Below are 25,118 nucleotides of genomic sequence, written 5' to 3' on the forward strand. Positions count from 1 at the left end.
GATTACCGGCTCGCACTTATCCTTCCGCGCGCAACGGGCGCGACAGGAGCGCGTCGATCGCCTGGTCGATCGCGGCCCCGCGGTTGAGGATCTCGTCGACGGCGCGGACGATCGGCATCTCGATGCCGGCGGCCTCGGCCTGGGCCCGCAGCACCGATGCCGTCCACACGCCTTCGGCCACGCTGCGCCGTCCCGCCTGATGCTCGGCGAGGCTGCGCCCTTCGCCGAGCGCCACGCCGAGCGAGAGGTTGCGCGACTGGCGGCCGCTGCAGGTCAGCACCAGATCGCCCAGCCCCGAGAGACCCATCAGCGTCTCGGGCCGGGCCCCGCGCGGCACCGCGAAGCGCATCATCTCGGCCAGGCCTCGCGCGATCAGGGCCGCGCGCGCATTGTCGCCGAGCCGGCGGCCGATCACGATGCCGCAGGCGATGGCGAGCACGTTCTTGATGGCGCCGCCGAGCTCGACGCCGGTCACGTCGCTCGACCAGTAGAGACGGAAGCGCGGATTGGCCAGCGCCTCGACGATGGCCTGGCCCAGGCCCTCGTCGGCCGCGGCGACGGTCGCCGCCGTCGGCAGGTCGGCCGCGACCTCGGCGGCGAAGGTCGGGCCGCTCAGCACCGCCAGCGGACGTCCGGGCAGGGTCTGGCGCAGCAGCCCGGTCATGGTGAGGCCGCTGCGCTGCTCGATGCCCTTGGCGCAGACCACGACAGGACGGTCCTGCGGCCAGAGGGAAGCCAGGCGCTGCGTCGCCTCGCGCAGATGCTGCGCCGGCACCGCCAGCAGCAGGGCGTCGCGATCGGCGAGCGCCGCCGGATCGGCGCTGGCCTCGATGCGCGGATCGAGCCGCTGGCCGGGCAGGTAATCGGGGTTCTCGTGCCGCGCCACGATGCCGGCCGCGACCTCCGGGCGATGCGTCCAGAGAAGCGCCTCGCGCCCGGCACGCGCGGCCGCGACCGCAAGCGCCGTGCCCCAGGCACCCGCACCGAGGATGCCCCAGCGCTGCAAGCCCCTCGTCATGCCTTGACGCCGGCGCCGGCTGCGCGCGGCGCCGTCGGATCGAGCGGCCAGCGCGGGCGCGCGGCGAAATCGAGGCCGTCGCCATGGGCGGAGTCGGTCAGGCCCGCCTCGAGCCGCTCGATGCCGGCCCAGGCGATCATGGCGGCATTGTCGGTGCAGAGACGCGAGGGGGGCGCCACCAACGGCAGGTCGTGGGCGCGGGCGACCCGCTCCAGCGCCTGGCGGATGCGCTGGTTGGCGGCGACGCCGCCGGCGGCGACCAGCGCCGTCAGGCGCGGCGTCGCGGCAGCGGCAGCCTCGAGCGCATGCGCGGTGCGATCCGCGAGAACCGCCGCGATCGATTCCTGCAGCGCCAGCGCCAGCCCGTCGCGCTCGGGCAGCGCGCCGTCCGCGGCCCGTTCCTGCGCGCGCTGGCGCAACGCGGTCTTGAGGCCGGAGAAGGAGAAATCGCAGCCGGGCCGTCCCAGCATCGGGCGCGGCAGGCCATAGGCATCCGGATCGATTCCCGCGGCCTTGGCGCGTGCGGCCGCCTGCTCGATGGCAGGACCGCCGGGATAGCCCAGCCCCAGGATCTTGGCACCCTTGTCGAAGGCTTCGCCCGCCGCGTCGTCGACCGTCGTGCCGAGGCGGCGATAGCGGCCGACGCCCTCGACCCGCAGCAGCTGGCAATGGCCGCCCGACACCAGCAGGAGCAGATAGGGGAAGGCGACGCCGGGATCGAGTCGCGCCGAGAGCGCATGGCCCTCGAGATGATTGATCGCGAGGAAGGGCCGGTCGAGCGCCAGCGCCATGGCCTTGCCCATGGTGACGCCGACCAGCACGCCCCCGATGAGACCGGGGCCCGCGGTCGCCGCGATCGCATCGAGCTCGTGGGGCTTCATGCCGGCCTGCGCCAGCGCCCGGGCGATCAGGCGGTCGAGCTGGCCCAGGTGGCTGCGCGCCGCGATCTCGGGCACCACCCCGCCGAAGGGGCGATGCTCGGTGAGCTGCGAGAGCACGAGGTCGGCCAGGCGCCGCCGCCCGTCATCGACGATCGCGACCGCGGTTTCGTCACAGCTGGATTCGATACCTAGAACACGCATGGCACGACTCGGGAGTGGACGAGGGAACGGCGACTCGATGACGGGATCGCCTTGATCCATGTCATCGGAAGAGGCGATGGCGGGCGCGATCCTAATCGCGGAGAGCGGGCGCCGCCAGCCGGGCGACTCCGCGACCGATGGCCGCCTTATTCCAGCCCGCAAATTGACATGAGAGGCTGAAAAATGGGCCGGGCCGGGCCGCTTGCCAGCGCCGGTCCAAAGCCCTAAAGCTGGGTCCGGATTCGAAGAAAAAGCCCAAGGATCACCGATGATTCCGAGCCGCCGCCCATGACGCAAGCCCGCCTGCGAATCGGCACGCGCGGCAGTCCCTTGGCGCTGGCCCAGGCGCATGAGTTGCGCGACCGCCTGAGGGCCGCGCATGATGAGTTGCGCGAGCCGGACGCGATCGAGATTCGCATCATCAGGACGACCGGCGACAAGGTCCAGGACCGGCCTCTGGCCGAAATCGGCGGCAAGGGGCTTTTCACCAAGGAGATCGAGGAGGCGCTGATCGATCGGCAGATCGACGCGGCGGTTCATTCGATGAAGGATGTGGAGACGCATCTGCCGCCAGGTCTCGAGATCTCGACCCTGCTGGAGCGTGAGGATCCGCGCGACGTGCTGATCGCGCGCGCAGGCACCAGCCTCGCGAGCCTGCCCGAGGGCACCGTGGTCGGTTCCGCCTCCTTGCGGCGCAAGGCGCAGATCCTGCTGCACCGTCCCGATCTGCCGGTGGTCAATCTGCGCGGCAATGTCGGAACCCGGCTGCAGAAGCTGACGGAGGGCAAGATCGGCGCGACGCTGCTGGCGCTGGCGGGCCTCAAGCGGCTGGGAATGCAGGACCGGGCGACGGCGCTGCTCTCGACCGACGAGATGCTGCCGGCGCCGGGGCAGGGTGCCATCGGCATCGAGATCCGCGCCGAGGATGCGGCGACCCGGCGCTGGCTGGCGCCGCTCGATCATCGGGCCACCCGGATCGCGGTGACGGCCGAGCGCGCGCTCCTCGCCACGCTCGACGGCTCCTGCCGGACCCCGATCGCGGCCCTGGCCGAGGCCGGGGGCGATCGTCTCTCGCTCCGGGCCCTGATCGCGCTTCCCGACGGCAGCGACCATCACCGCGCGACCATCGAGGGGCCGGCCGCCGAAGCGGAGGCGCTGGGCCGCGAGGCGGGGCGCGCCCTCAAGGCCAAGGCGGGCCCGTCCTTCTTCGCCCGACTTCAAGGAGCCTGATCGGCGAACCCAGGGGATCCTCGCGATGACGCTCACCGCTCTCATCACCCGACCCGACGAAGACGCCGAACCGCTGGCGGCGGCGCTCATCGCGCGCGGCATCACGGTCGTGCGCGAGCCGCTGCTGTCGGTCAAACCCGTCAGCGATGCCACGATCGATCTCGAGGGCGTGCAGGCGCTGCTCTTCACCAGCGCCAACGGCGTGCGCGCCTTCGCCAACCTGTCGCAGAAGCGCGACCTGCCCGTATTCGCGGTCGGCGACAACACCGCGCGCGCGGCGCGCGCCGCCGGATTCGAGACGGTCGAGAGCGCTGCCGGCGCGGTCGAGGATCTGGCGCGGCTGGTGGCGCGCCGCCTCGATCCCAAGCGCGGCGCGCTCTTCCATGCGGCCGGTTCCGCGGTCGCGGGCGATCTGACGGGGCTCCTGGGCGCGGAAGGATTCGAGCTCCGGCGCGCCATGCTCTATTCGGCCGATCAGGCGACCGCCCTGACCGACGATGTCAGGGGACGGCTGGAACGCGGCGAGATCGGGCTGGTGCTGCTGTTCTCGCCCCGCACGGCGGAAACCTTCCTCACGCTGGTGCAGGGTGCGGGTGAGGCCGCGCTCAACGGCATCGAGCAGGCGACGGCGCTCTGCCTCAGCCCGGCGGTGGCGAAGGCCGTGCAGGCGCTGCCCTGGCGCTCGCTCATGACGGCGGAGAAGCCCGACCTGCCCTCGATGCTGCGGCTGGTCGATCAGGCGGCGGAAGCGGCGAGGCCGGCCGCCGCTACGGCGCGCGAGGCTGCGGCCGTCGCCGACACGCCGGCGCCGGCCGATATCGAAGCGGCCCTCAAGCGCATGGCGCGCCGACCGGCGCCCGCGCGCCGCTTCATTCTGGTGGCGGCGCTGCTGATCCTGATCGTCGCCGTCGCGGCCTCGCGCCCGGTCTGGCAGCCGCTCATCGACCGCGCGACTCACACCGCCGAGACGATCGCGCCGGCTTCGGACAGCGGCGCCGGCCTCGCGAGCGACGGCGGCACGACCGCGCCCGCTTCGTCCGGCGGCGGGACGGCTGCGACCGCGGATGCCGGCAGCCTCAAGACCGAGCTGGCGCAGGTCGAAAGCGACCTGGCGCTGATCCAGGCCGCGATGGAGCGCGCCGTCCAGGAGCGCCAGGCGCAATGGGAACGCATCGGCGCGCTCGAGAAGAAGGCGGGCGATCTCGCGCAGAAGCTGGACGATCTGGTGAAGGCCCAGGGCGATCTGCAATCGCAGCTCCAGCAGCAGCCCATGGCCGCCACCGGCGCGCCGGCGCTGCCCGACGATATCGCAGCCCTGCCGGCCGAGCTTGCGGATCTGCGCACGAAGCTCGACAGCCTGGCCGCCGCGCAGGCTTCGGCGGCAGCGAACGTGCCGGCCCCCGACAGCGGCACGCCGGCGCCCGCCCCCGATACGGCCGCTCTCGCCGCGCTGCAATCCTCGCTGGATCAGGTCGCGAGCGAGAACGCGCATCTGAAGGCGAGCCTCGACGAGGCCACTCAGCGCCTCGGTGCCATCGACCAGCTCCAGCAGGAGAACACGCAGCTCAAGGCCACGCTGGACCAGGCGGCGCAACGCCTGGCCGCGCTCGAGGCGCGGCCTACGAGCGGCCCCGAAGCCAAGGACGCGGCCCTGCTGCTGGCGACGGCGCGCCTCAAGAGCGCCATCGCCGCCGGGCGTCCCTTCACGACGGAGCTGCAGGCGGTCGATGGCCTGGCACAGAACGACGACGGTCTCGCCGACGCGCTGACCAAGGCGCATACGACCTTGGGCCATTACGCGCCTTCGGGGCTGCCCACCACCGCGGTGCTGCTGCAGCAGGTGCCGGACCTGGTGGACCAGGCGCTCACCGCCTCGGGCGGCGCGCTGGCCGAGACCCCGACCGGCCAGGGCTGGCTCGACCGGCTGATGAAGGGCGTCTCGAAGCTGGTCCGGATCAGGCCCAGCGACGGTGCCGCCGAAGGCGACAGCGTCTCGGATCGCCTGTCGCGGGCCGAGACCGCGGCATCGACCGGCGATCTGCCGGGGACGGCTGCGGCGATGGATGGCCTGACGGGCCCCGCGGCCGACGTGGTAAAGGATTGGCGCGAGCAGGCCACGGCCCGTCTCCAGGCCGACCCTGCGCTCGACGGGCTCGAACAAGCGGCACTGGCGCGGCTGACGGCCTCGCCTTCCACCGCCAGCGGCGGCGGCTGACGGCAGGAGGACGCGCAAGGCCCATGCGCAGCACGCTCTGGTTTCTGCTGAAGCTCGCGATCCTGGTCGCGGCCGCGATCTGGGTTGCGGATCGGCCCGGTCATGTCAGCTTCGATTGGCTCGGCTGGCGCGTCGATACCAGCGTGGGCGTGCTGCTGGCGGCCTTGCTGCTGCTGATGGCGCTGGCGGCGGTGATCTACCGGCTCTGGGGCATCATTGTCCGGGGTCCGCGCCGGATGGCCGAGCGGCGCGGCGAGCGCCAGCGCCTTAAGGGCTACCGGGCGCTGACCCAGGGCATGGTCGCGGTCGCCGCGGGCGATGCGGAGGAAGCGAAGCGCCAGGCGCGCATCGCCCATGGGCTGCTGAGCGAGCCGCCCCTGACTCTGCTGCTGGCGGCCCAGGCGGCGCAGCTCTCGGGCGACGAGACCGCGGCGCGGCGCTATTTCACCGCCATGCTGGAGCGGCCCGAGACGGCTTTCCTCGGCATGCGTGGCCTGCTCAACCAGGCGCTCGCCAAGGGCGACACGAGCGAAGCCCTGAAGCTCGCCGCCAAGGCGCATGAGGAGCGGCCGCAGGCGGGCTGGGCCGCGAAGGCGCTGCTGGATCTCGAGCTGAAGCAGGGCGAGTGGATCTCCGCGCGCCGCACCGCCAAGGCCGCCGAGAAGCTCAAGGTCATCGATCGCGAGCGCTATCGCCGCATCGAGGGGGTGACGCTGCTGGAGCAGGCACGGCTCGAGCCGGAGCCGGTGCGGGCCGTCGCCCTGGCGCGCGACGCGGTGCGGCTGCTGCCGGACTTCGTCCCGGCGCTCGCCATCGAGGCGCGGGTGATGGCCAAGGCCTCGCGCGAGCGCGAGGCCGAGAAGATCCTGGAGAAGGCCTGGGGGCGCGGTCTGGCGCATCCCGCGATCGCCGGCGCCTACGCGGCGTTGCGGCCGAGCGAGAGCGCGCTCGACCGGGCGCGCCGTTTCGAGAAGCTGACGCAAGCCCGTCCCGATGCCGTGGAGAGCCGGCTGACTCTGGCGGAGACTGCTATCGCCGCGGGGCTTTGGGGACCGGCCCGCAAGGCGCTGGAGGCGGTGGCCGCGGCCGAGAAGGCGGCACCCTCCGCGCGCCTCTGCCGCCTGATGGCGCGCCTGGAAGAAGGCGAGCATGGCGATCTCGCTGCCGCCCGGCGCTGGCTTATGGCGGCGGCCGACGCGCCGCCGGACCCGGCCTGGGTTTGCGGCGAATGCGGCGCCGCCGCCTCGGAATGGAGTGCGCGCTGCGGCCATTGCGGCGAGTTCGACAGCCTTGCCTGGAAGGAAGGTGCCCGCGTGGTTCCGGCGCTCGCCGATGCGCGCGCCGGCGAAGCGCGCTATCTGCCGCCGGCGACGGTGACGCCGGCCCCGACTCCAGCGGCTTCGGCTCCGGCCGCGACGGGCGGCGAGACGAAACCGGTCGAAGGCACGGCGCCGGTCGAGGCGGCACGGTTGATCACCTGAGCCGATCGTGGCCGGCGCCGCGCAAATGAAAATGCCGCCGGGGGTCGGGCCACGGCGGCATTTCCGTCCGTTGTCGGGCGGGTCGGCGTCAGGCGCGCTTGATCATCCGGTAGCCGACCAGCAGCACCAGCGAGCCCAGGATGGCGACGATGAGGCTGTGCCAGCTGAAGCCGTCGAGGCCGCCGAGGCCGAGCTGGGTGGCGATGAAGCCGCCGATCACGGCGCCCACGATGCCGATGATGATCGTCACGAAGAATCCGCCCGGGTCGTTGCCGGGCATGATGAACTTGGCGATGGCGCCGGCGATGAGGCCGAGCACGATCCACGAAATGATACCCATGGTCCTGGACTCCCCTTGTCACTGCCGGACCCGGTCGAGGTCCGATCCGAGCGCCGCCGCGGGCGCGGTCTCGGAGCGAAATGTAACCCCTCGGGGACACGCATAACAGGGGATAGGTACGGAGGCCCCCAACCTCCGCACCCGCCACACCCTGAATCGCGGCCGGTCTTCCTCAGACGGCCGGCGTCAATTCGACCTGGAACAGATCCTGGTTCTTCATGTCCTTGAGCGTCACCGTCATGGCGGTGCTGGCGCCGTCGATATGGACATGGCCGAAGAACTGGTAGCCGGCGCTGGGCGCCAGGTTCGACTGGCCCGCATCCGGCGCCTTGATGAACTTGAGCTGCGGCCCGAAGGTCGGGTCGAGTTCGTTGGGCCCGAAGGTGCCGGCATTGAGGGGGCCCGAGACGAATTCCCAGAACGGCTCGAAATCCTGGAACTTCGCCTGATTGGGGTCGTAGTAGTGCGCCGCCGCGTAATGCACGTCGGCCGTGAACCAGACCGTGTTGACGATCCCGTTCTGCTTGATGAAGGAGAGGAGATCGGCGATCTCGAGCTCGCGGCCGAGCGGCGGTCCGCCATCCTTGTTGGCGATGGCCTCGATATTGTCGCCGTCCGGAACGACGAGCCCGATCGGCATGTCGGCGGCGATCGCCTTCCATACTGCCTTGCTCGCCTTCAGCTCCTGCTTGAGCCAGGCGATCTGCTGCGGCCCCATGAAGGCGGTGTCGGGTCCCGCGGTGGGCTGAAGATCCTTCGAGTTGTCGCCGCGATAGTTGCGCATGTCGAGCATGAAGACGTCGAGCAGCGGGCCGTAGCGGACCACGCGGTAGATGCGCTCGGCATCCTCGGGCTGGGTGCGCATCGGCATATATTCGCGAAACGCCTGGCTGGCATTGGCCGAAAGCAGCGCCAGGCTCTTCACCTGATAGCGGTCGTCGTTGCCGATGACCTGGCGCGGATACCAGTTGTTGCGGGTCTCGTGATCGTCCCACTGGGCCAGCATCGGCACGGCCGCGTTGAAGGCGCGCAGGTTCTCGTCCATGAGATTGTATTTGTAGGCGCCGCGATAGTCGGCCAGCGTCTGGCAGACCTTGGATTTCTCCTCGGTGACGATGTTCTTCCAGGTGGTTCCGTCCGGCAGCGCCACCTCGGCCTTGATCGGTCCGTCGGCATAGATCGAATCGCCGGAATGGATGAAGAAGTCGGGCGTGAGATCCGTCATCGATTTGAAGATGGTCATGCCGCCGAAGCCGGGATTGATGCCCCAGCCCTGGCCGGCCACGTCGCCGCCCCAGACGAAATTGACGTCGCGCTTGTCGGCGGGCGCCGTGCGGAAGCGACCGGTCAAGGGTTCGCTCAGGCTGGCGAGGTCGCTCAGGTCCTCGAAGCTCACCCGGTAGAACACGTCCTGGCCGGCGGGCAGGCCCGTCAGCACCGTGCGCGCGGTGAAGTCGCTGACATCGAGCGCCGCCGGACCGGCGATGCGGCTGGCATCGGCGAAGCCGTCGCTCGTCGCATACTCGACGATCATCCGTGCCGGCCGGTCGGTGCGGGCCCAGATCACGGCGCCGTCGGCGCTGACATCGCCGCTCTGGACGCCGTGGGTGATGAGGGGCCGGCTGCCTTGGGCCAGCGCCGGGCGCGGCATCAGCAGCGAGGGGCCCGACAGCAGCGCGGTGCCGACGCCGGCCGTGCCGGCGCGCAGCAGCCAGCGGCGCGAGATCGAGGGCCAGAGGGGGGATTTGGGCGAAGGGGTTTGGGCAGGCGGGGTCCGCTTGGCGCTCATCCGATGCTCTCCCGAATCGGTTGGGTCACTTGGGCCTGGATCGACCCTAAGCGCGCTCCGGGGCGATCCCGTGACGCGGCTGTTTCAGTGGCATCAAATTGGCCGCGGCCGGGGGACGCAGGTCCCGGTTCGGCCGCCCCCGGAGGAACCGGGCCCCTAAGGCTCTGTTGACCATTTGAGGCTAGTGTTTCAGGCCCTTCCCGGGCCTCGGATCGGTTGGCTGGCCGGCCAGTCCCGGGGAATTTACTATAGTTGACGGGACCGGGGCGCCTGCACTAGCGTGCGCCGCCTCGAAATACCCCGGTCGCCGCAGTAGCTCAGGGGTAGAGCAACGCATTCGTAATGCGTGGGTCGGGGGTTCAATTCCCTCCTGCGGCACCATCTCCTTCCCCGCCCATCGCAGGGTCGCCGTGCTCCCGCGAGTCCGGCACCGGTGGTTGCGATCCGGCACGGGTTGCGGCGCCGATCCTATAGAACGGTGCATCCGACCGCGGCAGAGCCCGGTTCATGATGAAATCAGCGCCGCGCTCCGCGATCATGATCGTGGGTGCGTTGGTATTTCCGTTGGTCGCTTCCGGCATCACGGAGGCATCGATCACCCGCAGCGCCTCGATGCCATGCACACGGAGCTGCCCGTCGACCACCGCATCCGGCCCGCTCCCCATACGGCAGGTGCCGACAAAGTGGTATCCGGTTTCGGCATTCTCGCGGATGTATTCGTCCAGCGTATCGTCCCGGTCGGCGCGTGCACCGGGGCGGATCTCGGCGCCGCGATAGGCGCGCAGCGCCGGCTGCTCCAGGATGTGGCGCGAGGCGCGGATCGCGGCTCGTGCCTCGGCCCAGTCTTCCGGCACGGCGAGGAAGTTCGGCTGGATAACCGGCGGGTCTTCGGGGCTGGAGGAGCGCAGGGTGACGGTGCCGCGGCTGAGGCTGCGCTGCGGTCCGAGATGGACCTGGTAGCTGTGGCCGGGCGACGTGGCCCGGCCGGAATAGTCGGCGGCGAGCGCCACGAAGTGCAATTGGACGTCGGGCCAAGCGATATCCGCCGCGGAACGCAGGAACCCGCCCGCCTCGAAGAAATTGGAGGCGCCGAGACCCTTGCGTGTCGCCAGCCATTGGGCGCCGATCAGTGCCTGACGGTGCAGCTTGGTCGCGGGATAATAGGTCACCGGCCGTGTGCACTGATAGGCGACGATGAACTCGATATGGTCGCCAAGGTTGCGCCCAACTCCCGGCAGGTCCTGCACCGGACGAATGCCGTGGCGCTTTAGCTCCGCCGCCGGGCCGATGCCGGACAGCATCAGGATCTGCGGCGATTGGATCGCCCCGGCGCAGAGCACGACCTCCCGCTTCGCCGTGACGGTACGGTCGCGGCCCCGGCTGCGGAAGACGATGCCGGTCGCCCGCCCGCATTCGATCGCGACATGGGAGACCATGGCGCCGGTGCAGACCGCCAGGTTCGAACGGGAGGAGACCGGATGCAGAAAGGCCCGCGCGGTGCTCTCGCGGATACCGTTATGGATCGTCAGGTCCATCCGGCCGAAGCCTTCCTGGCGATAGCCGTTCATGTCGGTGACGAGCGCGTGGCCCGCTTCGTGCGCCGCTTCCAGAAACACCTGGTAGAGCGGGCTCAGGCCGAAACCCTTGGTGACATGCAGCGGCCCATCGCCGCCCCGATAGTCGTCGGGGCCCTGGTCATAGGTCTCGGAACGGCGAAAATAGGGCAGGCACTGCGCATAGCTCCAATCGGAGAGGCCGGGCTCTTTCGCCCAATTGTCGAAATCCATCGCATTGCCGCGGACATAGACCATGCCGTTGATGGTCGAAGAGCCGCCGAGCCCCTTGCCGCGAAAATAAGGAATGCGTCGGTTGTTGAGGGCTGGGACCGGTTCGGTCAGGAACTGCCAATTGTAGGTCGTGCCGGCCAGCGGATAAGTGAGCGCTGCCGGCATCTGAATGCGGAAGTCCCACCAACGATCCGGACCGCCCGCTTCCAGCAGCAAGACCGAAACGTCGGGATTCGCGCTGAGGCGATTGGCAACGACACAGCCGGCCGATCCCGCACCGACCACGATATAATCGACCGCGTCGCTGTGCTCGCCGATCGCTTTCATGGCTCGGTCCCTTTTTCCTCGCCGGACTCCCCCGCCGTGATGGCCGCCGGCAACCGCGCTGCCGCAAAGGCGAAGCGCAGCAGCTCGTCCTGGTTGGGATTAGGCGGCCAGTGCACCGGCGCGTCCTCCGGGTAGGCCGCATGGACGCCGGCGATCGTCTCGGCGCGGCTGAGCAGTGCCGCGGCGAAGGCCTCACGGCCTTCGCCGCTGAACCAACGCGCTCCCGTGAGCTCGATCGCCCGCAGACCCGGCAGCCTGGTCGGCAGGCCGGCACGCCACTGGTTGGATATCCTCTCCAGCGCCTCGGCTGCCGCCAGCCCTTCGCCCGCCGCCTTCAAGGCTGCGGCGTGCAGCGCCTCGGTCTTCAGGCGCGCGCAGCGCGCGAGGTCGAGCCGCTGCTTGCGCGCAAGCGCGCCATAGGCCGATTGGTGCCGGCTGGCCAACCGCGCGTGGAAGGCATGGGCCAGGGGCACCAATTCCGGGTTGGTCGTCGCGATCGCGCGTTCGAGAGCGATCCAGGCGTTGACGGCCTCCTCGGCATTCGATCGGCCTGCGACCACAAGGCCTGCATCGGTTTCGGCCAGCGCCCGCAAATGCCGGCTGACGGCCTGGAGAACATGACCCTTCAGCCCGTCAATGTGGGGGACCACGCAAGCATCGATGAGACGACAACGCAGGGCGGGGGAGCACGCGAGGCTCGCAGCCCATAGCTGCCCGACGACGTCGCCCATGCGATCAGACTCCGATATAGGCAATCCGAACATGCTCGTTGTTTCGCAATTCGGCGCCGCTGCCGGTGAGAACGACGCTGCCGCGCTCGAGCACGACGGCGCTGTCGCAGATCGAGAGGGCGACGTTGGCGTTCTGCTCGACCAGCAAGACGGTCCGGCCGGTCTCGTTGATGCGCTGAATCACCTGCGTCATGGCGGAGACCATGATCGGCGAGAGACCCATCGAGGGCTCGTCCATCAGTATCAGCCGCGGGGACGACATCACCGCACGGCCGATGGCCAGCATCTGCTGCTCACCGCCGCTCAAGGTGCGAGCGAGCTGCCGCCGGCGTTCGGCGAGGCGCGGAAACTCGCCGCAGATCTGTTCGAAGTCGCGGTTGACCGCGCTCTTGTCCTGGCGCAGATAGGCCCCGATCCGCAGATTTTCCTCGACAGTGAGGTCGGGAAAGACGCGGCGGCCCTCCGGCACATGGGCGATGCCGCGCGCGACGATCGCCTTCGGGTCCAGCCGGTCGATGCGCTGGCCGTCGAACCAGATCTCCCCGCCCGAGGGACGTACCAGGCCGGATATGGCGCGCAGGGTCGTGCTCTTTCCAGCGCCGTTCGAGCCGATGATGCTGACGATGCTGCGTTCCGGCACGGTGAGCGAAAGGTCCTGGACCGCCCGGACTGCACCGTACCGTACGGTGACATGGCGCAGTTCGAGCATCACGCCGCCCCCAGGTAGGCAGCCATGACCTCTGGATGGCGGCGCACCTCGTCCGGCGACCCCTCGGCGATCACCTTCCCGAAGTTGAGGACGGTAATGCGGTCACAGAGCTGCATCACCGCGCGCATGTCGTGCTCGACCAGGATGATGGTTGTGCCGCGGTCGCGGATCTCTCTGATCATGGCGACCAGAGAGTCCTTTTCCCGTGCCGTCATGCCGGTGAAGGGCTCGTCGAGCAGCAGCAGGCGCGGCCGGGCGGCCAGGGCGACCGCGATGCCGAGCACGCGCTGCTGGCCGTGGGACAGGTCCACGGCGCGCGTCGCGGCCTTGTCGCCGATCCGGCAAAAATCGAGGGTCTGGCGGGCGTCGTGGAGTGCGGCCGCGCGATGGTCCTGACGCTCGATCAGCCAGTCCAGCGCATGACGCGGCCGGCTGACCAGGGCGCCGTAGACCACGTTTTCCAGCGCGGTCTGCTCGGCGAACAACAGGTTGGATTGGAAGGTGCGCACCAGGCCACGCCGCGCCCGCGCGGCGGTGGAGAGGCCGGTGACGTCGCTGCCATCGAAGACGACCGAGCCGGCATCCGGGCGATAGAAGCCGGTGATGATGCTGAAGAGCGTCGTCTTGCCGGCGCCGTTGGGGCCGATCAGGCCATGGATGGCGCCAACCTCGACAGCCGCGCTCACATTTTCGATCGCGACCAAGCCGCCGAAGGTCTTGCGCAGGCCGGTGAGCTCGAGCAGCGCGGTCACTGCTGCGTCTCCGTGACACTGGGGTCGGGTGAGGCCGACGAAACCGGACCGCGCAGCCGCTCCACCAAGGGCACGAAGATTCGCTCCAGCCCTTGCGGACAGAACAGCATGACGCCGATCAGCAGCAGGCCATAGACGCCGGGGCGAAGCTCCTCGGCGAAGCGCAAGGCCTCGTCGAAGCCCAGCAGGATGATGCCGCCGAGGACTACGCCGTAGAAGGTCCGCGTGCCACCGACGATCGACCAGATCATCAGGTAGAGCGCGAAGTTGAGGTTGAAGCGGTTGGGCGTGATGCTGCCGAAGGCATAGGCCAGCAGCACGCCGGCGACACCGGCAAAACCGGCCGCCACCACGAAGGCGAGACGCCGATAGGAGCGAGAGTCGATGCCGACCGATTGGGCCAGGACGTCCTGTTGATTGACCGCGCGCCAGATCCGGCCGATGCGCGCGCTCTCGATCCGCCACATCAGGAAGAGGCAACAGACCACGATGGCGAGGGTGAGGTAGAAGAAATTGCCGGGATCGCCGAAGTCGATCTCGATGCCGGCGAGATCGAGGTAGGGCGGCCGGATGTTGGAGAGGCCGCGGGTGCCGCCGAAGAACGGAATCTTGCGCCAGAGCAGCCGGATCGCCTCGGCGGCACCGAAGCTGCCCATCAGGAAATAGAAGCCCTTCATGCGGAGCAGCGGATAGCTGAGCACGGCCGCCACCGTCGCGGCCATCAGCGCACCCGCGGGCAGCGTCAAGGGAAACGGCCAGCCGTAGCCTTTGGCCAGGATCGCCGCGGTGTAGGCGCCGACACCCTGCAGCACCACATGGGCGAAGGACCATTCCCCGGTGAGCACGATGATCCGGTAGCTCGAGAGCATGAGGACGGTAATGGCGATCTCGGTGCAGAACGAGGTGTAGTAGTCGCCGAACACCGTCGGGATGAGCGCGGCAAGGGCAATCGCAAGGGTTGCGGAGGTGACCGGCAAAGCCTTGGCGAAGGTCATCGCTAGACCTTCTCCGCCTTGCCCAGCAGGCCGCTCGGCATGAAGATCAGCACGCCGAGCATGATGCAGAGGCCCGCGATGATGGCGATGGTGCTATCGATGTAGGCGGAGACGAAGGTGTAGAAGGTGGAATAGACCACGGAGGCGATGATCGCGCCCTCGATCGAGCCGATGCCGCCCATGATGACCACGATGAAGGCGGTAATGATGATGGGTTGGCCCATGAAGGGGCTGATCCGCACCAGCGGCGCCATCAACGACCCCGCGGCGCCGGCCAGGCCTGCGCTCAGCATGATGGCATAGACGGCGATCCGGCCAATCGAGATGCCCTGCAGGCTCGCCGCCTCCCGGTCCTGGGCCGCGGCGCGGATCGCCCAGCCGAAGCGCGTGCCGCGCAAGAGCCAACTGAGCGCGCCCATCACGGCGATGGCGGCGAAGATGACGAACAGCCGGTGCCAGGGCAGGTTGACCGCCCCGAGCTTGAGGACACCCGGAAATGGCGTATCCACCAGCAGCGTGCTGTTGATGCCGAACAGCCAGACCATGGCGGTCTGCAGCACCAGGAGGACGCCGACCGTGACGATCAGGCAGCCGACCGGGTTGCTCCGGAGACGCCGGAACAGAGCCACTTCCATGAAAGCGCCGATCAACGCCGTGACAGCCACGGCGCCGGCCAGCCCGGCGAAGTAATTGAGTCCGAGCCCGGCGGTGACATACCAGGTCACATAGGCGCCGACCATGTAGAGCTCGCCGTGGGCGAAGTTCTCGATGCGCATCACCCCGAAGATCAGGGCCAAGCCGATCGAGACGAGCGCGGTTGCCGCGCTCGCCATCGCCGCATTCAACAGGGTATCGACCAGGAACTGCATGGAGGAAGGTCCGACGCCCCTAGGGCGCCGGTCGCTCACTTCTTCTGGTCAGGCATCAAATTCTCTTCGCGGAAGCGCTTTACGACGAGGTCCCGGTGCTTTTCGTACCAACTCGCCTGGTTGCTGAGCTCGACGATATCGACCTTGCCGCTCTTCACCACGACGATCGGCCAGGAGCCGACGAGGGCGTTGTTGATTCCGAACAGATCCTGACCCCACCAGACGGCGGGACCGTACATGTGGGCCGGCGGATTGGCCTTCATGCTGGCGAGGAGCGCGTCCGGCTCCGTGGTGTTGGCGGCTTCGACCGAGCGTTTCCAGACCTCCAGACAGGCGGCGAATTCCCAGGTGGTATTGTTCCAGCCGCCCGGAAAGGCCTTTTCCACGTCGGCATAGAAACCGCCCGGATCGGGGAAGCCCGGCGCGGACTTGTTGATGTTGGGGTCGTCGAAGCGCGGGAAGAAGGTGATGGCCCCCTCCATGTATTCCACGCTCGTGCGCTTCACCATGTCCGGCAGCAACTCGAGACCGGCATGCAGAATCCGGCCCTTGAAGCCCTGCAGGAAGAGCTGCTCGACCAAGAGCAGCGCGAAGGAGGGATAGGCCGTGTCGAGGCAGACCGCCTGCGGCTTGCTGGCGAGCAACGCGCTCACCACCGGCGCGAAGTCCGTCGTCGCGGCGTCGAAATACTGGTCCTTGACGATCTCGAAGCCGTGCGCGTCGAAGCCGGCGCGCCAATAAGCGAGCGCGACGCGGCCCGTGAGGTCGTCCTGGGCGCAGAGCGCGACGGTCTTCACGTCTGGCTCCACCTTGCGCAGATACTCTGCGCCGCAGCCGAAATAGAGAGGATGCACCTCGACCGGCGCCAGCAGGTATTTGGAGTCGGGATTGAGGTCGGTAACGTAGAGGGTCGAGGTCAGCAGCTTGTTGCGGTTGGAGAAGTCCTGGATCGCCGACCAATCGTCGCCGCCGATCACCATCGTGTACGCGACCTCCTGGTCGACGAAGGATCGCGCGCCCTCCAGGGTCTTCTCGGCGACATAGGCGCCGTCGAAGGCGACGACTTCGACCTCGTGCTGCTTGCCGTCGATCTTCACCCCTCCCGCCTTGTTCGTGCGCGCGGCCCAGACGTCGGCGCCGTTCCTGCCCGGCACTCCCCAGAGCGCGAGGTCGCCGGTCAATGGCAGAAGCGCGCCGACCCGGACTTTGGGGTCGGCCGCGCGCACGATGTTCGGCATGGCGATGGCGGAGGCCGTGACGCCGGCGGCGATAAGCGCCTGACGGCGCGTGAACCGAGACTTGAGCCTGGGCATGGTTTTCTCCTGTTTGGCGGCACGTAACGGTCAGTATCTTGTGTAGACTGACTGGATGCTCTAGTTTTTAGACCCACTGGTCAGTATTCGCCAGGAGATGCGGTTTCGCAAGCTTTTTTGCGGAGCGATCGCCTCGGCCGCGCGATCGGGACGGAGATCGACAGAACGATGGTTGGGCGTGATACCGGTGCCCTCGGGGACAGTTTTGATTTCGTCGTCGTGGGGGCGGGGTCGGCGGGCTGCGTTCTGGCGGCGCGGCTGACCGAGGATCCGAAGGTGCGGGTGCTGCTGCTTGAAGCCGGCGGCTCCGATCGGGACTGGCGGATCGAGATGCCGCTCGGTGTCGGGGCATTGCTGGAGAGCGGCAGGCACAACTGGAACTATGTCACCGAGCCGGAACCGGAGCTGGGCGGGCGGCGGATCGATCATCCGCGCGGCAAGGTGCTGGGCGGCTCCTCCTCGATCAACGGCATGGTCTATACCCGCGGCCATGGCCGCGACTATGACGGCTGGGTGAGCGAACACGGATGCACCGGTTGGGGTTACGCCGACCTGCTCCCTTACTTCCAGCGCGCCGAGACATCCGCCGGACCGCGCGATCCCTATCGCGGCAGCGCCGGGCCGTTGCGGGTGATGCCGCCCGACATCGCGGGGAGACCGCTCAATGCCGCCTTCATGGAGGCGGGGAAGCAGGCAGGCTATCCGCTGACCCGGGACAGCAACGGGTTGCAGCAGGAGGGTTTCGGCCCGAACGAGATGACGATCTCCGGCGGCCGGCGCTGGAGCGCCGCGCGCGCCTATCTCGATCCGGCACGCGGTCGGCCGAACCTCAAGATCCTATCGGACGTCCTGGTCGAGCGCGTCGTCTTCGAGGGCAAGCGCGCAACCGGCGTCGCCGGCCGGCGGGACGGCCAGGCCTTCTCCGTTCGCGCCCGCGAGGTCATCGTCAGTGGCGGCTCGATCAACTCGCCGCAGGTCCTCATGCTGTCCGGCATCGGCCCCGCGGACCATCTCCAATCGCTCGGCATGGCCGTCGTGGCCGATCGCCCGGCGGTCGGGCAGAATCTGCAGGACCATCCCGATCTTACGGTGCAGTACTGGCTGAAGCAGCCGGTCTCGCTGTTCCCGGCGACCCGGTTCCCGGGCAAGTGGCTGACCGGGCTCACATGGTTTCTCGCGCGGGAGGGCCTCGCCGCCACCAACCAGTTCGAGGCGGCCGCCTTCATCCGGACGCGGGCCGGCATCGACCATCCGGACCTGAAGCTCGAGCTCCTGCCGCTGGCCTTCCGGCCCGGCAGCTTCGCCCCGCATCCCGGTCATGCCTGCCAGATCCACATGACCATGCTGCGCGCCGAAAGCCGCGGTACGCTCACGCTGCGCAGCGCCGATCCCAAGGCGTCGCCGCGTCTTCAGTTCAATTACCTTTCCGATGCGCGCGATCTCGAGACAATGCGCCGCGCCGTCCGCCTGACCCAGGAGATCGTGCGTCAACCGGCGCTGCAGGCCTATGTCCGCGATGAGATCGCGCCGGGCCCCGCCGGCGCGAACGAGGCCTCGCTGGAACGATGGATCCGCGACAACATCGCCACCGCGTTTCATCCGGCCGGCACCTGCCGCATGGGCGGCGATCCCGACTCCGTGGTCGATCCGCAGCTCTGCGTGCGTGGCGTCGAGGGCCTGCGCGTGGTGGATGCTTCGATCATGCCGCAAGTGGTCAGCGCGAACACCAACGCACCGACCATCATGCTGGCCGAGCGGGCGAGCGACATCATCCGCGGCTTGTCCCTGCCGGCCTCCAACCTGCCCTATTGGACGCATCCGAACTGGCAGACCGCGCAGCGCTGAGCGGGTGCTCAGCGCTTCAGGCGGGCATAGAGTTCCGGACGCCGGTCGGCAAGCTGCCGAATCTCGGATTTCGTGCGGGAGAGCCTCAGCCGCGCGAGATCGAGATCCACGTGCAACAGGCTCTCCGTGTTCTTCGCCGCTTCGGCGTAGGTGCCGTCCGCGATTGCGAAGCGATTGTCGATCGGGCATGCGACATAGGCGCAGCCGACGCAAACCACGGGATGGTCGGTGGGAATGCCGAGATCGCCGACGATCGGCGAGACGCAGACATAGATCTGGTTCTCCACCGCCCGGGCCTGGGCGCTGTGCCGGACGCGCCAGTATCCGCGTTCCGTGGTGAGCGAAGGGACCAGCAGGACCTCGATCCCCTCCGCCACCAGATGTCGCGTCAACTCCGGAAACTGGACGTCGTAGCAGATCGCCAGGCCGATCCGGACGCCCTCGATCTCGAACGGCGTCAAGGTTTCGCCACCGACGGTGTCGATGGCCTGCTCCGGCCGGGTCGGGTGCAGCTTGTCCTGGCGCAGCAGCGTGCCGTCCGGCAGGGCGATGTATGCGCTGTTGAGCCCATGCCCCTTCTCCTCGTGCCAGAACGAGGCGCCGGCGATGGCGATGCGGTGGCGGCGCGCGACCTCGCGGAGGCAGTCGGTGTAAGCGCCGAGCAGCGGCGTCAGGCGGCGGCGATAGAGACCGGCGACGCCCGGTACCGTGGTCGCGCCCGCCTCCGGGTCGCCCCAGAGCAGGCCGAGACAGGCGAGCTCCGGGAGCAGCAGCAGGCGGCTGCCCTCCGCCGCGGCCTCGCCGGCGAGCGCTTCGATATGCGCCCGGAAGGCCCCCACATCCGGATAGCGCCGGATCGCCAAGGTCGCGACCGAGATCTTCAGGGTGTCGGTCATGCCGCGGACCACAGCGCCCTCAGCGCCTTCTTGTCGACCTTGCCGGTGGCGCCGAGCGGAAACGCGGGCACGAAGCGGAACACAGCCGGCACCTTGTATTCCGCCAGCTCGTTGCGGCAGAGCGCGGCCAGCGCCTCGCCCGACACCTCCGCGTCGCCGCGCCGAACCACGAAAGCGGCCGCGACCTCGCCATACTTGCGGTCGGGAATGCCGATCACGGCGACCGACTGCACGCCCGGATGTCGCGCGATCACGCCTTCGACTTCGGCGGGCGCGATGTTCGCGCCGCCGCGGATGATGATGTCCTTGATGCGACCGGTCAGGTGATAGAAATCCTGTGCGTCGCGGAAACCGAGGTCGCCAGTGCGGAACAACCCGTCTTGAAGGGCGGTCTGGGTTAGCGCCTCGTCCTTGAAATAGCGCTTCAGCGTCGATGGCGCGCGCACCAGAAGCTCGCCTTGCTCGCCCGCCTGCACGGGCAACCCCGCGCCGTCGACAATCCGGATCACGGCGCCCGGTGCCGCGCGGCCGATGGCGCCGGCCGGCAGCTTCGCCGGGTCCGCGGCAAAGCGGCCGAACACCGGGCGCACCTCGGTCAGCGCATAGTAGTCGTCGATCGCCTTGTTGAAGCGGGCGGCGAAGCGCGCCTTCAGCTCGACCGAGAGCGGCGCACCCGCGCAGATCAGCAGGCGCATGAAGGAGAGATCGGGGGCAAGCCCGTTCTGCTCGGCATAGTCCAGCATCATGGTGAACATGGTGGGGACGCCGTGGTAGATGGTTGCCCGATTCGCCACGAGCGCCTGCAGCACCTCGCCGGGATGGAAGCGGCGCTGGATCACCACCTGGCCGCCCGCCTGCAGCCCGGTCGCCGCCGCGGTCGAGAGCCCGTAGAGAAAGCCGAGCGGGAGCGCCACCAGGGTTACATCCTCCTCGGTAATGCCCCACATCTCGATCAGCGACGCATTGCCGGCGATTTCCGCAGCCTGGTCGAACAGCACGGCCTTGGGCGTGCCGGTCGAGCCCGAGGTGTAGATGATCAGGAAATCGTCGGCGGGATCGATGTCGGCTGTCGGCGCCGGCGCCGCAGCAGCGCCAAGAGCCTCCAGCGGCCGCCGCCGTTCGGCCGGCACCGCGGCTTCCGCGACGGATCCCATGGCCTCGTCATGGAACAGCAGCGCCGCCCCGGAATGGGTCACGATATGCGCCACCTCGCGCGGCGTGAGGCTGGGATTGATCGGCACGAACACCGCGCCCAGCTTGGCCGCGGCATAATAGGCCACCATCAGCTCGGGGCGGTTTTCGCTCAGGATGGCAAAGATCCGGCCATCGCCGATTCCCAGCGCCCGCAGGGCCGCCGCGGCCCGATCCACCGCGCGGAGCAGATCGCCGTAGCTCAACGACCGGGCGCCGAAGCGCAGCGCCGGCGCATCACCGCGCCGGGTGGCGGCCGCCCGCAACAGGCCATCAATGGTCTCGGTCGCTCGCACCGCGCGATTGCCGCTATCCGAAGGTCAGGCCGGCTTGCGCATCATCAGCAGCTTCCACTCGCCTTCCTGGACCACCTCGCCGCGCTGGTTCACCAGCTGGACATGGAAAAAGACGAGCCCCTGGGTCGGCTTCTTCGACTCGCGCTTGCCGGTCACTTTTTCCTCGACATGGATCGTGTCGCCGATCTTGATCGGGCCCTTCAGGTCCCAGTTCATGCCGAGGAAGGCGATCGCCGTGCCTTCCTTGATGCCGAGGCGGCTTTCGAGGCCGGTCGCGATGGCGAAGCCCGCCGGGCCGTGCAGAATGCGGCCGCCGAAGATCGTGGTCTTGGCGAATTCCTCGTCGGTATGGATCGGGTTGTGATCGCCAGTCATGGCCGCGAAATTGACGATGTCGGTCTCGGTGATGGTCCGGCGTGGGCTGACCCAGCTGTCCCCGGGGTTGAGCTCCTCGAAATAGCGCGCATCCTTGCCGATCTTCGGGGCCACAGTTTTCGTCTCGCTCATGGTTGGTCCTTGGTTATTGGTCTGAGAGCCGGTCAGCGCCCGAGCCGGCGCTGCGCTTCCTGTCGCAGGGTGGAGAAGCGGACACCCGCCTGTGCCTTCATATGCGCCACCAGGCGGTCCAGCATGGTGATGCGCGGCCCGCGGCCGATGATCTCCGGATGGTTGGTGAGGTTGAAGACACCGTCCTCGACTTGCGCATGGCAATAGTCGAACTCGGCCCGCCAGATCGTCCCCACCTCGGCGGGATCGCGCAGGCCCTGGTTGATCGGCTTCACCATGAACTGGAAGTAGGGGTAGTCGTCGAGCTCCCAGGCCACCGGGAACTCGATCAGCCCGCATTCCTTTCCGGGCGTGAAGCCGGTCTCGGTCACCACATCGCCCCGGCGCGGGCGATAGGGCCGGAAGTCGTCGGCCATCAGGCTGCTGTCGTAGAGATAGCCGCGCTCCTCCAGCACGTCCATGCTGTGCGGGCTGAGATCCCAGGCAGGCGAGCGGTAGCCGACCGGCCGCGCGCCGATGATCCTCTCCAGCACATCCTCGCTCCGGGCCAGGAGATCGACCTCTTCGGCCCGTGACAGCGCGACCGGCGATTCATGGATGAAGCCATGGGCGGCGATCTCGTGGCCCGCGGCGGCGATCTCGCGCACCGCTTCCGGAAAGCTTGCCGCGGTATGCGCAGGGACGAAGAAGGTTGCGGGTATCCGATGTCGCTCCAGCAGCTTCAGCACCCGCGGCAGGCCGACACGCGCACCATATTCCCCGCGTGAGAGCGGCGTCGGCGATGTCAGCTTGAAGGTGCTGACCCAGATCGAGAGCAGATCGACGTCGAAGGTGAGGCAGACGGTTGTCATTGCGGCAGTCCCAACAGGTCGATGTCCTGGCCCTCGAGGATGCGCCGGGCGATGACCAGCTTCTGGATGTCGTTGGTGCCCTCGCCGACGATATAAAGCGGCGCCTCGCGGTAGAGCCGTTCGATCGGATAGTCGGCGACATAGCCGTAGCCGCCGTGAATGCGCAAAGCGTCGTCGACGATGGCGCTGCAGGTCTCGCTGGCAAAGAGCTTGGCCATGCCGGATATCATGTCGGCGCGGTTGCCTTCCGCTTTCGCCTGCGCGGCTTCGCGCGTGATCAATCGCGCCGCCACCAGCCTCGTCGCCATCTCGGCGAGCCGGAGCTGCACGGCCTGGTGCTGGTCGATGGTGACGCCGAAGGCCTTGCGTTCGCCGGCATAGCGCCGGGCCTCGTTCAGCGCATCGGCCGCCAATCCAACCGCGCTTGCCGCGATCGCGATCCGCCCCACCTCGAGACCGTCGAACAGCTGCTGCAGCCCGCGGCCCGCCTCGCCGCCGACGAGAGCCGCGCTCGGCACAAGCGCGTCCTGAAACAGGATCTCGACCGTATCGACTTGCCCGTAAGCCATCTTGTGGAAGGTGCCGGCGACCTTGACGCCCGGAATCTCCTTCTCCACCAGCAGCAAACTGATGCCTCGTTTCGCCGGCTGAGCGGCGGGATCGGTCTTCGCCAGGACCAGCAGCAAGTCGGCCCGCCGGCCGTTCGTGACGAAAAACTTGCTGCCGCTCAACGTGAACCCGTCGCCGGCAGGCCGCGCGGTGGTGGCAATCGCCTGCAAATCGGAGCCGGCGCCCGGCTCGGTCAGGCAGAGCGCGGCGCGCAACTCTCCCGTGGCCATCTTCGGGAGATACCGCGCCCGCTGGGCTCCCGTGCCGTGCTTTCCGATGACATAGGCGACCGTGCTATGGCTGTTTACATAAGCGGCGAGGCTGGTCCAACCCTTGGCCAGCTCCTCCATGATCGCGGCGAAGACCGGCAGGCGCAGCCCGAGGCCGCCCTGCTCTTCGGGTATCGCGAGGCCGAACAATCCGAGGCCCCGCATCCGCTCGAGCAGCGCCTCGGGATAGGCGCCCTCGCGCTCCAGCCGCATCACCTCGGGTCGCACCTCCTTGGCGACGAAGCGGCGCACCGTTTCCAGAACGGCAAGCTCCGCCGCGTCGAAACCGGCGATCGACCCCGGATCTGCGGTCACGTCGCGGTCCAGCCCCCGTCGATGGCGATCGCCTGCCCATTGATATAGGCGGCATGGTCCGAGGCGAGGAAGACGGCAAGATCGCCGACTTCCGATGGCGTACCCTTGCGCCGCGCCGGCACCAGGCGCTTATAGCCGTCGGGGTCGGCACCGACTCCTGCCATTTTCGGCGCATCCTCGCCGAGGATCCGGGTCGAGTTGGCGCGAATCTCGGTCTGGATCACGCCGGGGCAGATCGCGTTGATCGTGATGCCGTTCTCCGCGTACGTGCATGCGATCTGCCGGGTGAGGCCGACGATGGCGAACTTGGAGGCGGTATAGGAGGCGCCGTCGGCAGCGCCCCGCAGACCGCCGACCGACGATGTGTTGATGATCCGACCGGAGCCTTGAGGCACCAGACGCCTCAGCGCCGCCTGGCAACCGAAGAAGGTGCCTTTGAGGTTGATGTCGATCACCTTGTCCCAGAGCGATTCCGAAGTGTCGAGGCAGCTCGCGAAACCGTCGAACACGCCGGCATTGTTGACCATGATGTCGAGCCGGCCGAAGCGGTCGACGCCGGCCTGCACCAGAGCATCGACCTGGTCGCCGTCGCGGACATCGACCTTGACGAAGTCCACGGTGCCGCCCTTGCCCTTGATCTTGGCCACGGCGTCGCGGCCTTTGTCATCGAGGATGCCGCCGATCAGGACTTTCGCCCCGGCGGCCGACAGCGCCTCCGCGATGCCGAGGCCGATCCCCGTCTCGCCGCCGGTGATGACCGCGTTTTTGCCCGAGAGAATTGACATGAAAGCTCCGTTGGCTGGGCGGCGTCTTCGGCAGGCTGGCGTCAGAGGGCCGAGGGGCGGCCGAACTTGGCGCGCACTTCGGCGAACTCGCTGCCATTGCGCTGCTGTGGCTTCTGGTAGTAGCCGCCGCGGTCGATGTTATAGAGACCCTGCTTCTTCAAGTCGCCCAGCGACTCCGCCATCTTCAAGGCAAAGGTGTTGGTGTTGAGGATGGTCTCGTCGCGCGGCGCCTTGGTGTCGATCAGCCACTTCTCCATGCTGGCGGCGATGATGGTGCAGCCCAGCACCACGACCTCCGCGCGGCTCTTCTCCTTGGCCTTCCTGCACTTGGCGATCGCGTCCTTGGCGACGCCCTCGGTGTCGCGGATCATGTCGGTAACCCACCAGTCGATGCAGGTGACATCCCGGCATTCCGGACCGCCGTAAAGCTTGGTGAGGTCGCGGAGGTAGGGCACCGCCTTGTGGTGGTCGGTCACCAGCACATAGTCGTGCCCGTAATAGGGCGCCATCATGATGGTCGCCTCCAGCGGTCCGATCACCGGGATATCGACCAGCTCCCGCGCGACGCGAACGCCGGGGTCGTAGCAGCAGCCGACGATGACGGCGTCGAATCCCTGCTGCTCGGCGCGCATCACGTCTTCCATGACCACCAGCTCGACGATGTGCTTGTTGTAATAGTAGTCGATATTCTCCGGGCAGTTTTCGGTGTTCGTGATGACGATCTCGGTATCCGGCCGCGCATAGGACAGCAGCGTCTCCTTGATGAGATTGTTGTAGACCGGAGTACCAAAGGGATTGATGAAGTTGATCCTCACACTCATAGCCGCCTCCCGGTTCGCTGGTTCCGTTATGCACGCAGCGCGTCTTGCGCAACGTGGCGCAGAGTGATACTGACTGATGAGTATTTTTTTCCGTC

General features: G+C 68.2%; 22 protein-coding genes and 1 tRNA gene. 5 read left to right on the plus strand and 18 right to left on the minus strand.

Annotation, left to right across the window (positions count from 1 at the left end; all coding sequences use genetic code 11):
• Positions 1 to 16: 16 nt before the first annotated feature.
• Positions 17 to 1,018, minus strand: a complete 1,002-nt coding sequence (locus FRZ61_RS25715) for an NAD(P)H-dependent glycerol-3-phosphate dehydrogenase (protein WP_151120498.1) — start codon at positions 1,016 to 1,018, stop codon at positions 17 to 19.
• Complete coding sequence (tsaD, locus tag FRZ61_RS25720) at positions 1,015 to 2,100, minus strand: tRNA (adenosine(37)-N6)-threonylcarbamoyltransferase complex transferase subunit TsaD (protein ID WP_151120499.1); 1,086 nt, start codon at positions 2,098 to 2,100, stop codon at positions 1,015 to 1,017. Before tsaD ends, FRZ61_RS25715 begins: the two co-directional genes overlap by 4 nt.
• Before the next feature lie 288 nt (positions 2,101 to 2,388).
• On the opposite strand from tsaD, the gene hemC reads away from it, so the two are divergent.
• Genes hemC through FRZ61_RS25735 form a run of 3 tightly spaced genes read left to right on the plus strand, consistent with a single transcriptional unit; the run spans position 2,389 to position 7,026 of the window.
• Positions 2,389 to 3,330 carry a hydroxymethylbilane synthase gene (hemC, locus tag FRZ61_RS25725; protein WP_151120500.1) on the plus strand — a complete coding sequence of 314 codons (942 nt, stop codon included), beginning with the start codon at positions 2,389 to 2,391 and terminating at the stop codon, positions 3,328 to 3,330.
• Between the two features lie 25 nt (positions 3,331 to 3,355).
• Positions 3,356 to 5,545, plus strand: coding sequence for a uroporphyrinogen-III synthase (locus FRZ61_RS26505; protein ID WP_191909208.1), 2,190 nt, complete (start codon positions 3,356 to 3,358; stop codon positions 5,543 to 5,545).
• Positions 5,546 to 5,568: 23 nt separating this feature from the next.
• The gene (locus FRZ61_RS25735) at positions 5,569 to 7,026 is read left to right on the plus strand and encodes a heme biosynthesis protein HemY (RefSeq protein WP_151120501.1); all 1,458 of its coding nucleotides are present in this window, start codon (positions 5,569 to 5,571) and stop codon (positions 7,024 to 7,026) included.
• Between the two features lie 88 nt (positions 7,027 to 7,114).
• On the opposite strand, the gene FRZ61_RS25740 is transcribed toward FRZ61_RS25735, so the two are convergent.
• Together FRZ61_RS25740 and FRZ61_RS25745 are read right to left on the minus strand one after the other, a co-directional pair.
• Positions 7,115 to 7,366, minus strand: coding sequence for a GlsB/YeaQ/YmgE family stress response membrane protein (locus tag FRZ61_RS25740; protein WP_151120502.1), 252 nt, complete (start codon positions 7,364 to 7,366; stop codon positions 7,115 to 7,117).
• Between the two features lie 172 nt (positions 7,367 to 7,538).
• The gene (locus tag FRZ61_RS25745; protein ID WP_151120503.1) at positions 7,539 to 9,155 is read right to left on the minus strand and encodes an alkaline phosphatase D family protein; all 1,617 of its coding nucleotides are present in this window, start codon (positions 9,153 to 9,155) and stop codon (positions 7,539 to 7,541) included.
• A 306-nt stretch (positions 9,156 to 9,461) separates the two neighbouring features.
• On the opposite strand from FRZ61_RS25745, the gene FRZ61_RS25750 reads away from it, so the two are divergent.
• Positions 9,462 to 9,536 (plus strand) — tRNA-Thr (locus FRZ61_RS25750).
• Here the strand turns inward: FRZ61_RS25750 and FRZ61_RS25755 are convergent.
• The 7 genes from FRZ61_RS25755 to FRZ61_RS25785 are packed head-to-tail and all read right to left on the minus strand — an operon-like array spanning position 9,515 to position 16,638.
• Positions 9,515 to 11,269, minus strand: coding sequence for a choline dehydrogenase (locus FRZ61_RS25755; protein ID WP_151120504.1), 1,755 nt, complete (start codon positions 11,267 to 11,269; stop codon positions 9,515 to 9,517). The genes FRZ61_RS25750 and FRZ61_RS25755 overlap by 22 nt on opposite strands.
• Complete coding sequence (locus FRZ61_RS25760) at positions 11,266 to 12,000, minus strand: hypothetical protein (protein ID WP_151120505.1); 735 nt, start codon at positions 11,998 to 12,000, stop codon at positions 11,266 to 11,268. The genes FRZ61_RS25755 and FRZ61_RS25760 overlap by 4 nt, the downstream gene beginning before the upstream one ends.
• Before the next feature lie 4 nt (positions 12,001 to 12,004).
• The gene (locus tag FRZ61_RS25765) at positions 12,005 to 12,709 is read right to left on the minus strand and encodes an ABC transporter ATP-binding protein (RefSeq protein WP_191909209.1); all 705 of its coding nucleotides are present in this window, start codon (positions 12,707 to 12,709) and stop codon (positions 12,005 to 12,007) included.
• Positions 12,709 to 13,461: an ABC transporter ATP-binding protein gene (locus tag FRZ61_RS25770; protein WP_225309009.1), complete on the minus strand. Its 753-nt coding sequence runs from the start codon at positions 13,459 to 13,461 to the stop codon at positions 12,709 to 12,711. Before FRZ61_RS25770 ends, FRZ61_RS25765 begins: the two co-directional genes overlap by 1 nt.
• A complete protein-coding gene (locus tag FRZ61_RS25775) occupies positions 13,458 to 14,456 on the minus strand; it encodes a branched-chain amino acid ABC transporter permease (RefSeq protein ID WP_151120507.1) in 999 nt (332 codons plus the stop codon). Before FRZ61_RS25775 ends, FRZ61_RS25770 begins: the two co-directional genes overlap by 4 nt.
• Before the next feature lie 2 nt (positions 14,457 to 14,458).
• On the minus strand, positions 14,459 to 15,325 hold the full coding sequence (locus tag FRZ61_RS25780) for a branched-chain amino acid ABC transporter permease (protein ID WP_151120508.1): 867 nt from the start codon (positions 15,323 to 15,325) through the stop codon (positions 14,459 to 14,461).
• Positions 15,326 to 15,360: 35 nt separating this feature from the next.
• Positions 15,361 to 16,638 (minus strand): ABC transporter substrate-binding protein, encoded by a 1,278-nt coding sequence (locus FRZ61_RS25785; RefSeq protein WP_151120509.1) that lies wholly within the window; start codon positions 16,636 to 16,638, stop codon positions 15,361 to 15,363.
• Between the two features lie 168 nt (positions 16,639 to 16,806).
• Between FRZ61_RS25785 and FRZ61_RS25790 the strand changes: the two genes are divergently transcribed.
• Positions 16,807 to 18,483 carry a choline dehydrogenase gene (locus FRZ61_RS25790; RefSeq protein WP_151120510.1) on the plus strand — a complete coding sequence of 559 codons (1,677 nt, stop codon included), beginning with the start codon at positions 16,807 to 16,809 and terminating at the stop codon, positions 18,481 to 18,483.
• A gap of 8 nt (positions 18,484 to 18,491) precedes the next feature.
• On the opposite strand, the gene FRZ61_RS25795 is transcribed toward FRZ61_RS25790, so the two are convergent.
• Genes FRZ61_RS25795 through FRZ61_RS25825 form a run of 7 tightly spaced genes read right to left on the minus strand, consistent with a single transcriptional unit; the run spans position 18,492 to position 25,023 of the window.
• Complete coding sequence (locus FRZ61_RS25795) at positions 18,492 to 19,379, minus strand: nitrilase-related carbon-nitrogen hydrolase (RefSeq protein ID WP_151120511.1); 888 nt, start codon at positions 19,377 to 19,379, stop codon at positions 18,492 to 18,494.
• Positions 19,376 to 20,866 carry a class I adenylate-forming enzyme family protein gene (locus FRZ61_RS25800; protein ID WP_225309010.1) on the minus strand — a complete coding sequence of 497 codons (1,491 nt, stop codon included), beginning with the start codon at positions 20,864 to 20,866 and terminating at the stop codon, positions 19,376 to 19,378. Before FRZ61_RS25800 ends, FRZ61_RS25795 begins: the two co-directional genes overlap by 4 nt.
• A gap of 24 nt (positions 20,867 to 20,890) precedes the next feature.
• Positions 20,891 to 21,373: a MaoC/PaaZ C-terminal domain-containing protein gene (locus FRZ61_RS25805; RefSeq protein ID WP_151120512.1), complete on the minus strand. Its 483-nt coding sequence runs from the start codon at positions 21,371 to 21,373 to the stop codon at positions 20,891 to 20,893.
• A 32-nt stretch (positions 21,374 to 21,405) separates the two neighbouring features.
• Entirely contained in the window at positions 21,406 to 22,224 is an 819-nt protein-coding gene (locus FRZ61_RS25810) for a polysaccharide deacetylase family protein (protein WP_151120513.1), read from the minus strand.
• Positions 22,221 to 23,417, minus strand: coding sequence for an acyl-CoA dehydrogenase family protein (locus FRZ61_RS25815; RefSeq protein ID WP_225309011.1), 1,197 nt, complete (start codon positions 23,415 to 23,417; stop codon positions 22,221 to 22,223). The genes FRZ61_RS25810 and FRZ61_RS25815 overlap by 4 nt, the downstream gene beginning before the upstream one ends.
• A complete protein-coding gene (locus tag FRZ61_RS25820) occupies positions 23,414 to 24,202 on the minus strand; it encodes an SDR family NAD(P)-dependent oxidoreductase (RefSeq protein ID WP_151120514.1) in 789 nt (262 codons plus the stop codon). Before FRZ61_RS25820 ends, FRZ61_RS25815 begins: the two co-directional genes overlap by 4 nt.
• 41 nt (positions 24,203 to 24,243) lie before the next feature.
• Complete coding sequence (locus FRZ61_RS25825) at positions 24,244 to 25,023, minus strand: aspartate/glutamate racemase family protein (protein WP_151120515.1); 780 nt, start codon at positions 25,021 to 25,023, stop codon at positions 24,244 to 24,246.
• Positions 25,024 to 25,118 lie beyond the last annotated feature (95 nt).

This window comes from Hypericibacter adhaerens (assembly GCF_008728835.1).
Lineage (GTDB): Bacteria > Pseudomonadota > Alphaproteobacteria > Dongiales > Dongiaceae > Hypericibacter > Hypericibacter adhaerens.

What these genes read in the sequence shown, in the direction of transcription:
- FRZ61_RS25715 (WP_151120498.1), bottom strand. Translation starts at nt 1,018, where the DNA reads ATGACGAGGGGCTTGCAGCGCTGGGGCATCCTCGGTGCGGGTGCCTGG.
- tsaD (WP_151120499.1), bottom strand. Translation starts at nt 2,100, where the DNA reads ATGCGTGTTCTAGGTATCGAATCCAGCTGTGACGAAACCGCGGTCGCG.
- hemC (WP_151120500.1), top strand. Translation starts at nt 2,389, where the DNA reads ATGACGCAAGCCCGCCTGCGAATCGGCACGCGCGGCAGTCCCTTGGCG.
- FRZ61_RS26505 (WP_191909208.1), top strand. Translation starts at nt 3,356, where the DNA reads ATGACGCTCACCGCTCTCATCACCCGACCCGACGAAGACGCCGAACCG.
- FRZ61_RS25735 (WP_151120501.1), top strand. Translation starts at nt 5,569, where the DNA reads ATGCGCAGCACGCTCTGGTTTCTGCTGAAGCTCGCGATCCTGGTCGCG.
- FRZ61_RS25740 (WP_151120502.1), bottom strand. Translation starts at nt 7,366, where the DNA reads ATGGGTATCATTTCGTGGATCGTGCTCGGCCTCATCGCCGGCGCCATC.
- FRZ61_RS25745 (WP_151120503.1), bottom strand. Translation starts at nt 9,155, where the DNA reads ATGAGCGCCAAGCGGACCCCGCCTGCCCAAACCCCTTCGCCCAAATCC.
- FRZ61_RS25755 (WP_151120504.1), bottom strand. Translation starts at nt 11,269, where the DNA reads ATGAAAGCGATCGGCGAGCACAGCGACGCGGTCGATTATATCGTGGTC.
- FRZ61_RS25760 (WP_151120505.1), bottom strand. Translation starts at nt 12,000, where the DNA reads ATGGGCGACGTCGTCGGGCAGCTATGGGCTGCGAGCCTCGCGTGCTCC.
- FRZ61_RS25765 (WP_191909209.1), bottom strand. Translation starts at nt 12,709, where the DNA reads ATGCTCGAACTGCGCCATGTCACCGTACGGTACGGTGCAGTCCGGGCG.
- FRZ61_RS25775 (WP_151120507.1), bottom strand. Translation starts at nt 14,456, where the DNA reads ATGACCTTCGCCAAGGCTTTGCCGGTCACCTCCGCAACCCTTGCGATT.
- FRZ61_RS25780 (WP_151120508.1), bottom strand. Translation starts at nt 15,325, where the DNA reads ATGCAGTTCCTGGTCGATACCCTGTTGAATGCGGCGATGGCGAGCGCG.
- FRZ61_RS25785 (WP_151120509.1), bottom strand. Translation starts at nt 16,638, where the DNA reads ATGCCCAGGCTCAAGTCTCGGTTCACGCGCCGTCAGGCGCTTATCGCC.
- FRZ61_RS25790 (WP_151120510.1), top strand. Translation starts at nt 16,807, where the DNA reads ATGGTTGGGCGTGATACCGGTGCCCTCGGGGACAGTTTTGATTTCGTC.
- FRZ61_RS25795 (WP_151120511.1), bottom strand. Translation starts at nt 19,379, where the DNA reads ATGACCGACACCCTGAAGATCTCGGTCGCGACCTTGGCGATCCGGCGC.
- FRZ61_RS25805 (WP_151120512.1), bottom strand. Translation starts at nt 21,373, where the DNA reads ATGAGCGAGACGAAAACTGTGGCCCCGAAGATCGGCAAGGATGCGCGC.
- FRZ61_RS25810 (WP_151120513.1), bottom strand. Translation starts at nt 22,224, where the DNA reads ATGACAACCGTCTGCCTCACCTTCGACGTCGATCTGCTCTCGATCTGG.
- FRZ61_RS25820 (WP_151120514.1), bottom strand. Translation starts at nt 24,202, where the DNA reads ATGTCAATTCTCTCGGGCAAAAACGCGGTCATCACCGGCGGCGAGACG.
- FRZ61_RS25825 (WP_151120515.1), bottom strand. Translation starts at nt 25,023, where the DNA reads ATGAGTGTGAGGATCAACTTCATCAATCCCTTTGGTACTCCGGTCTAC.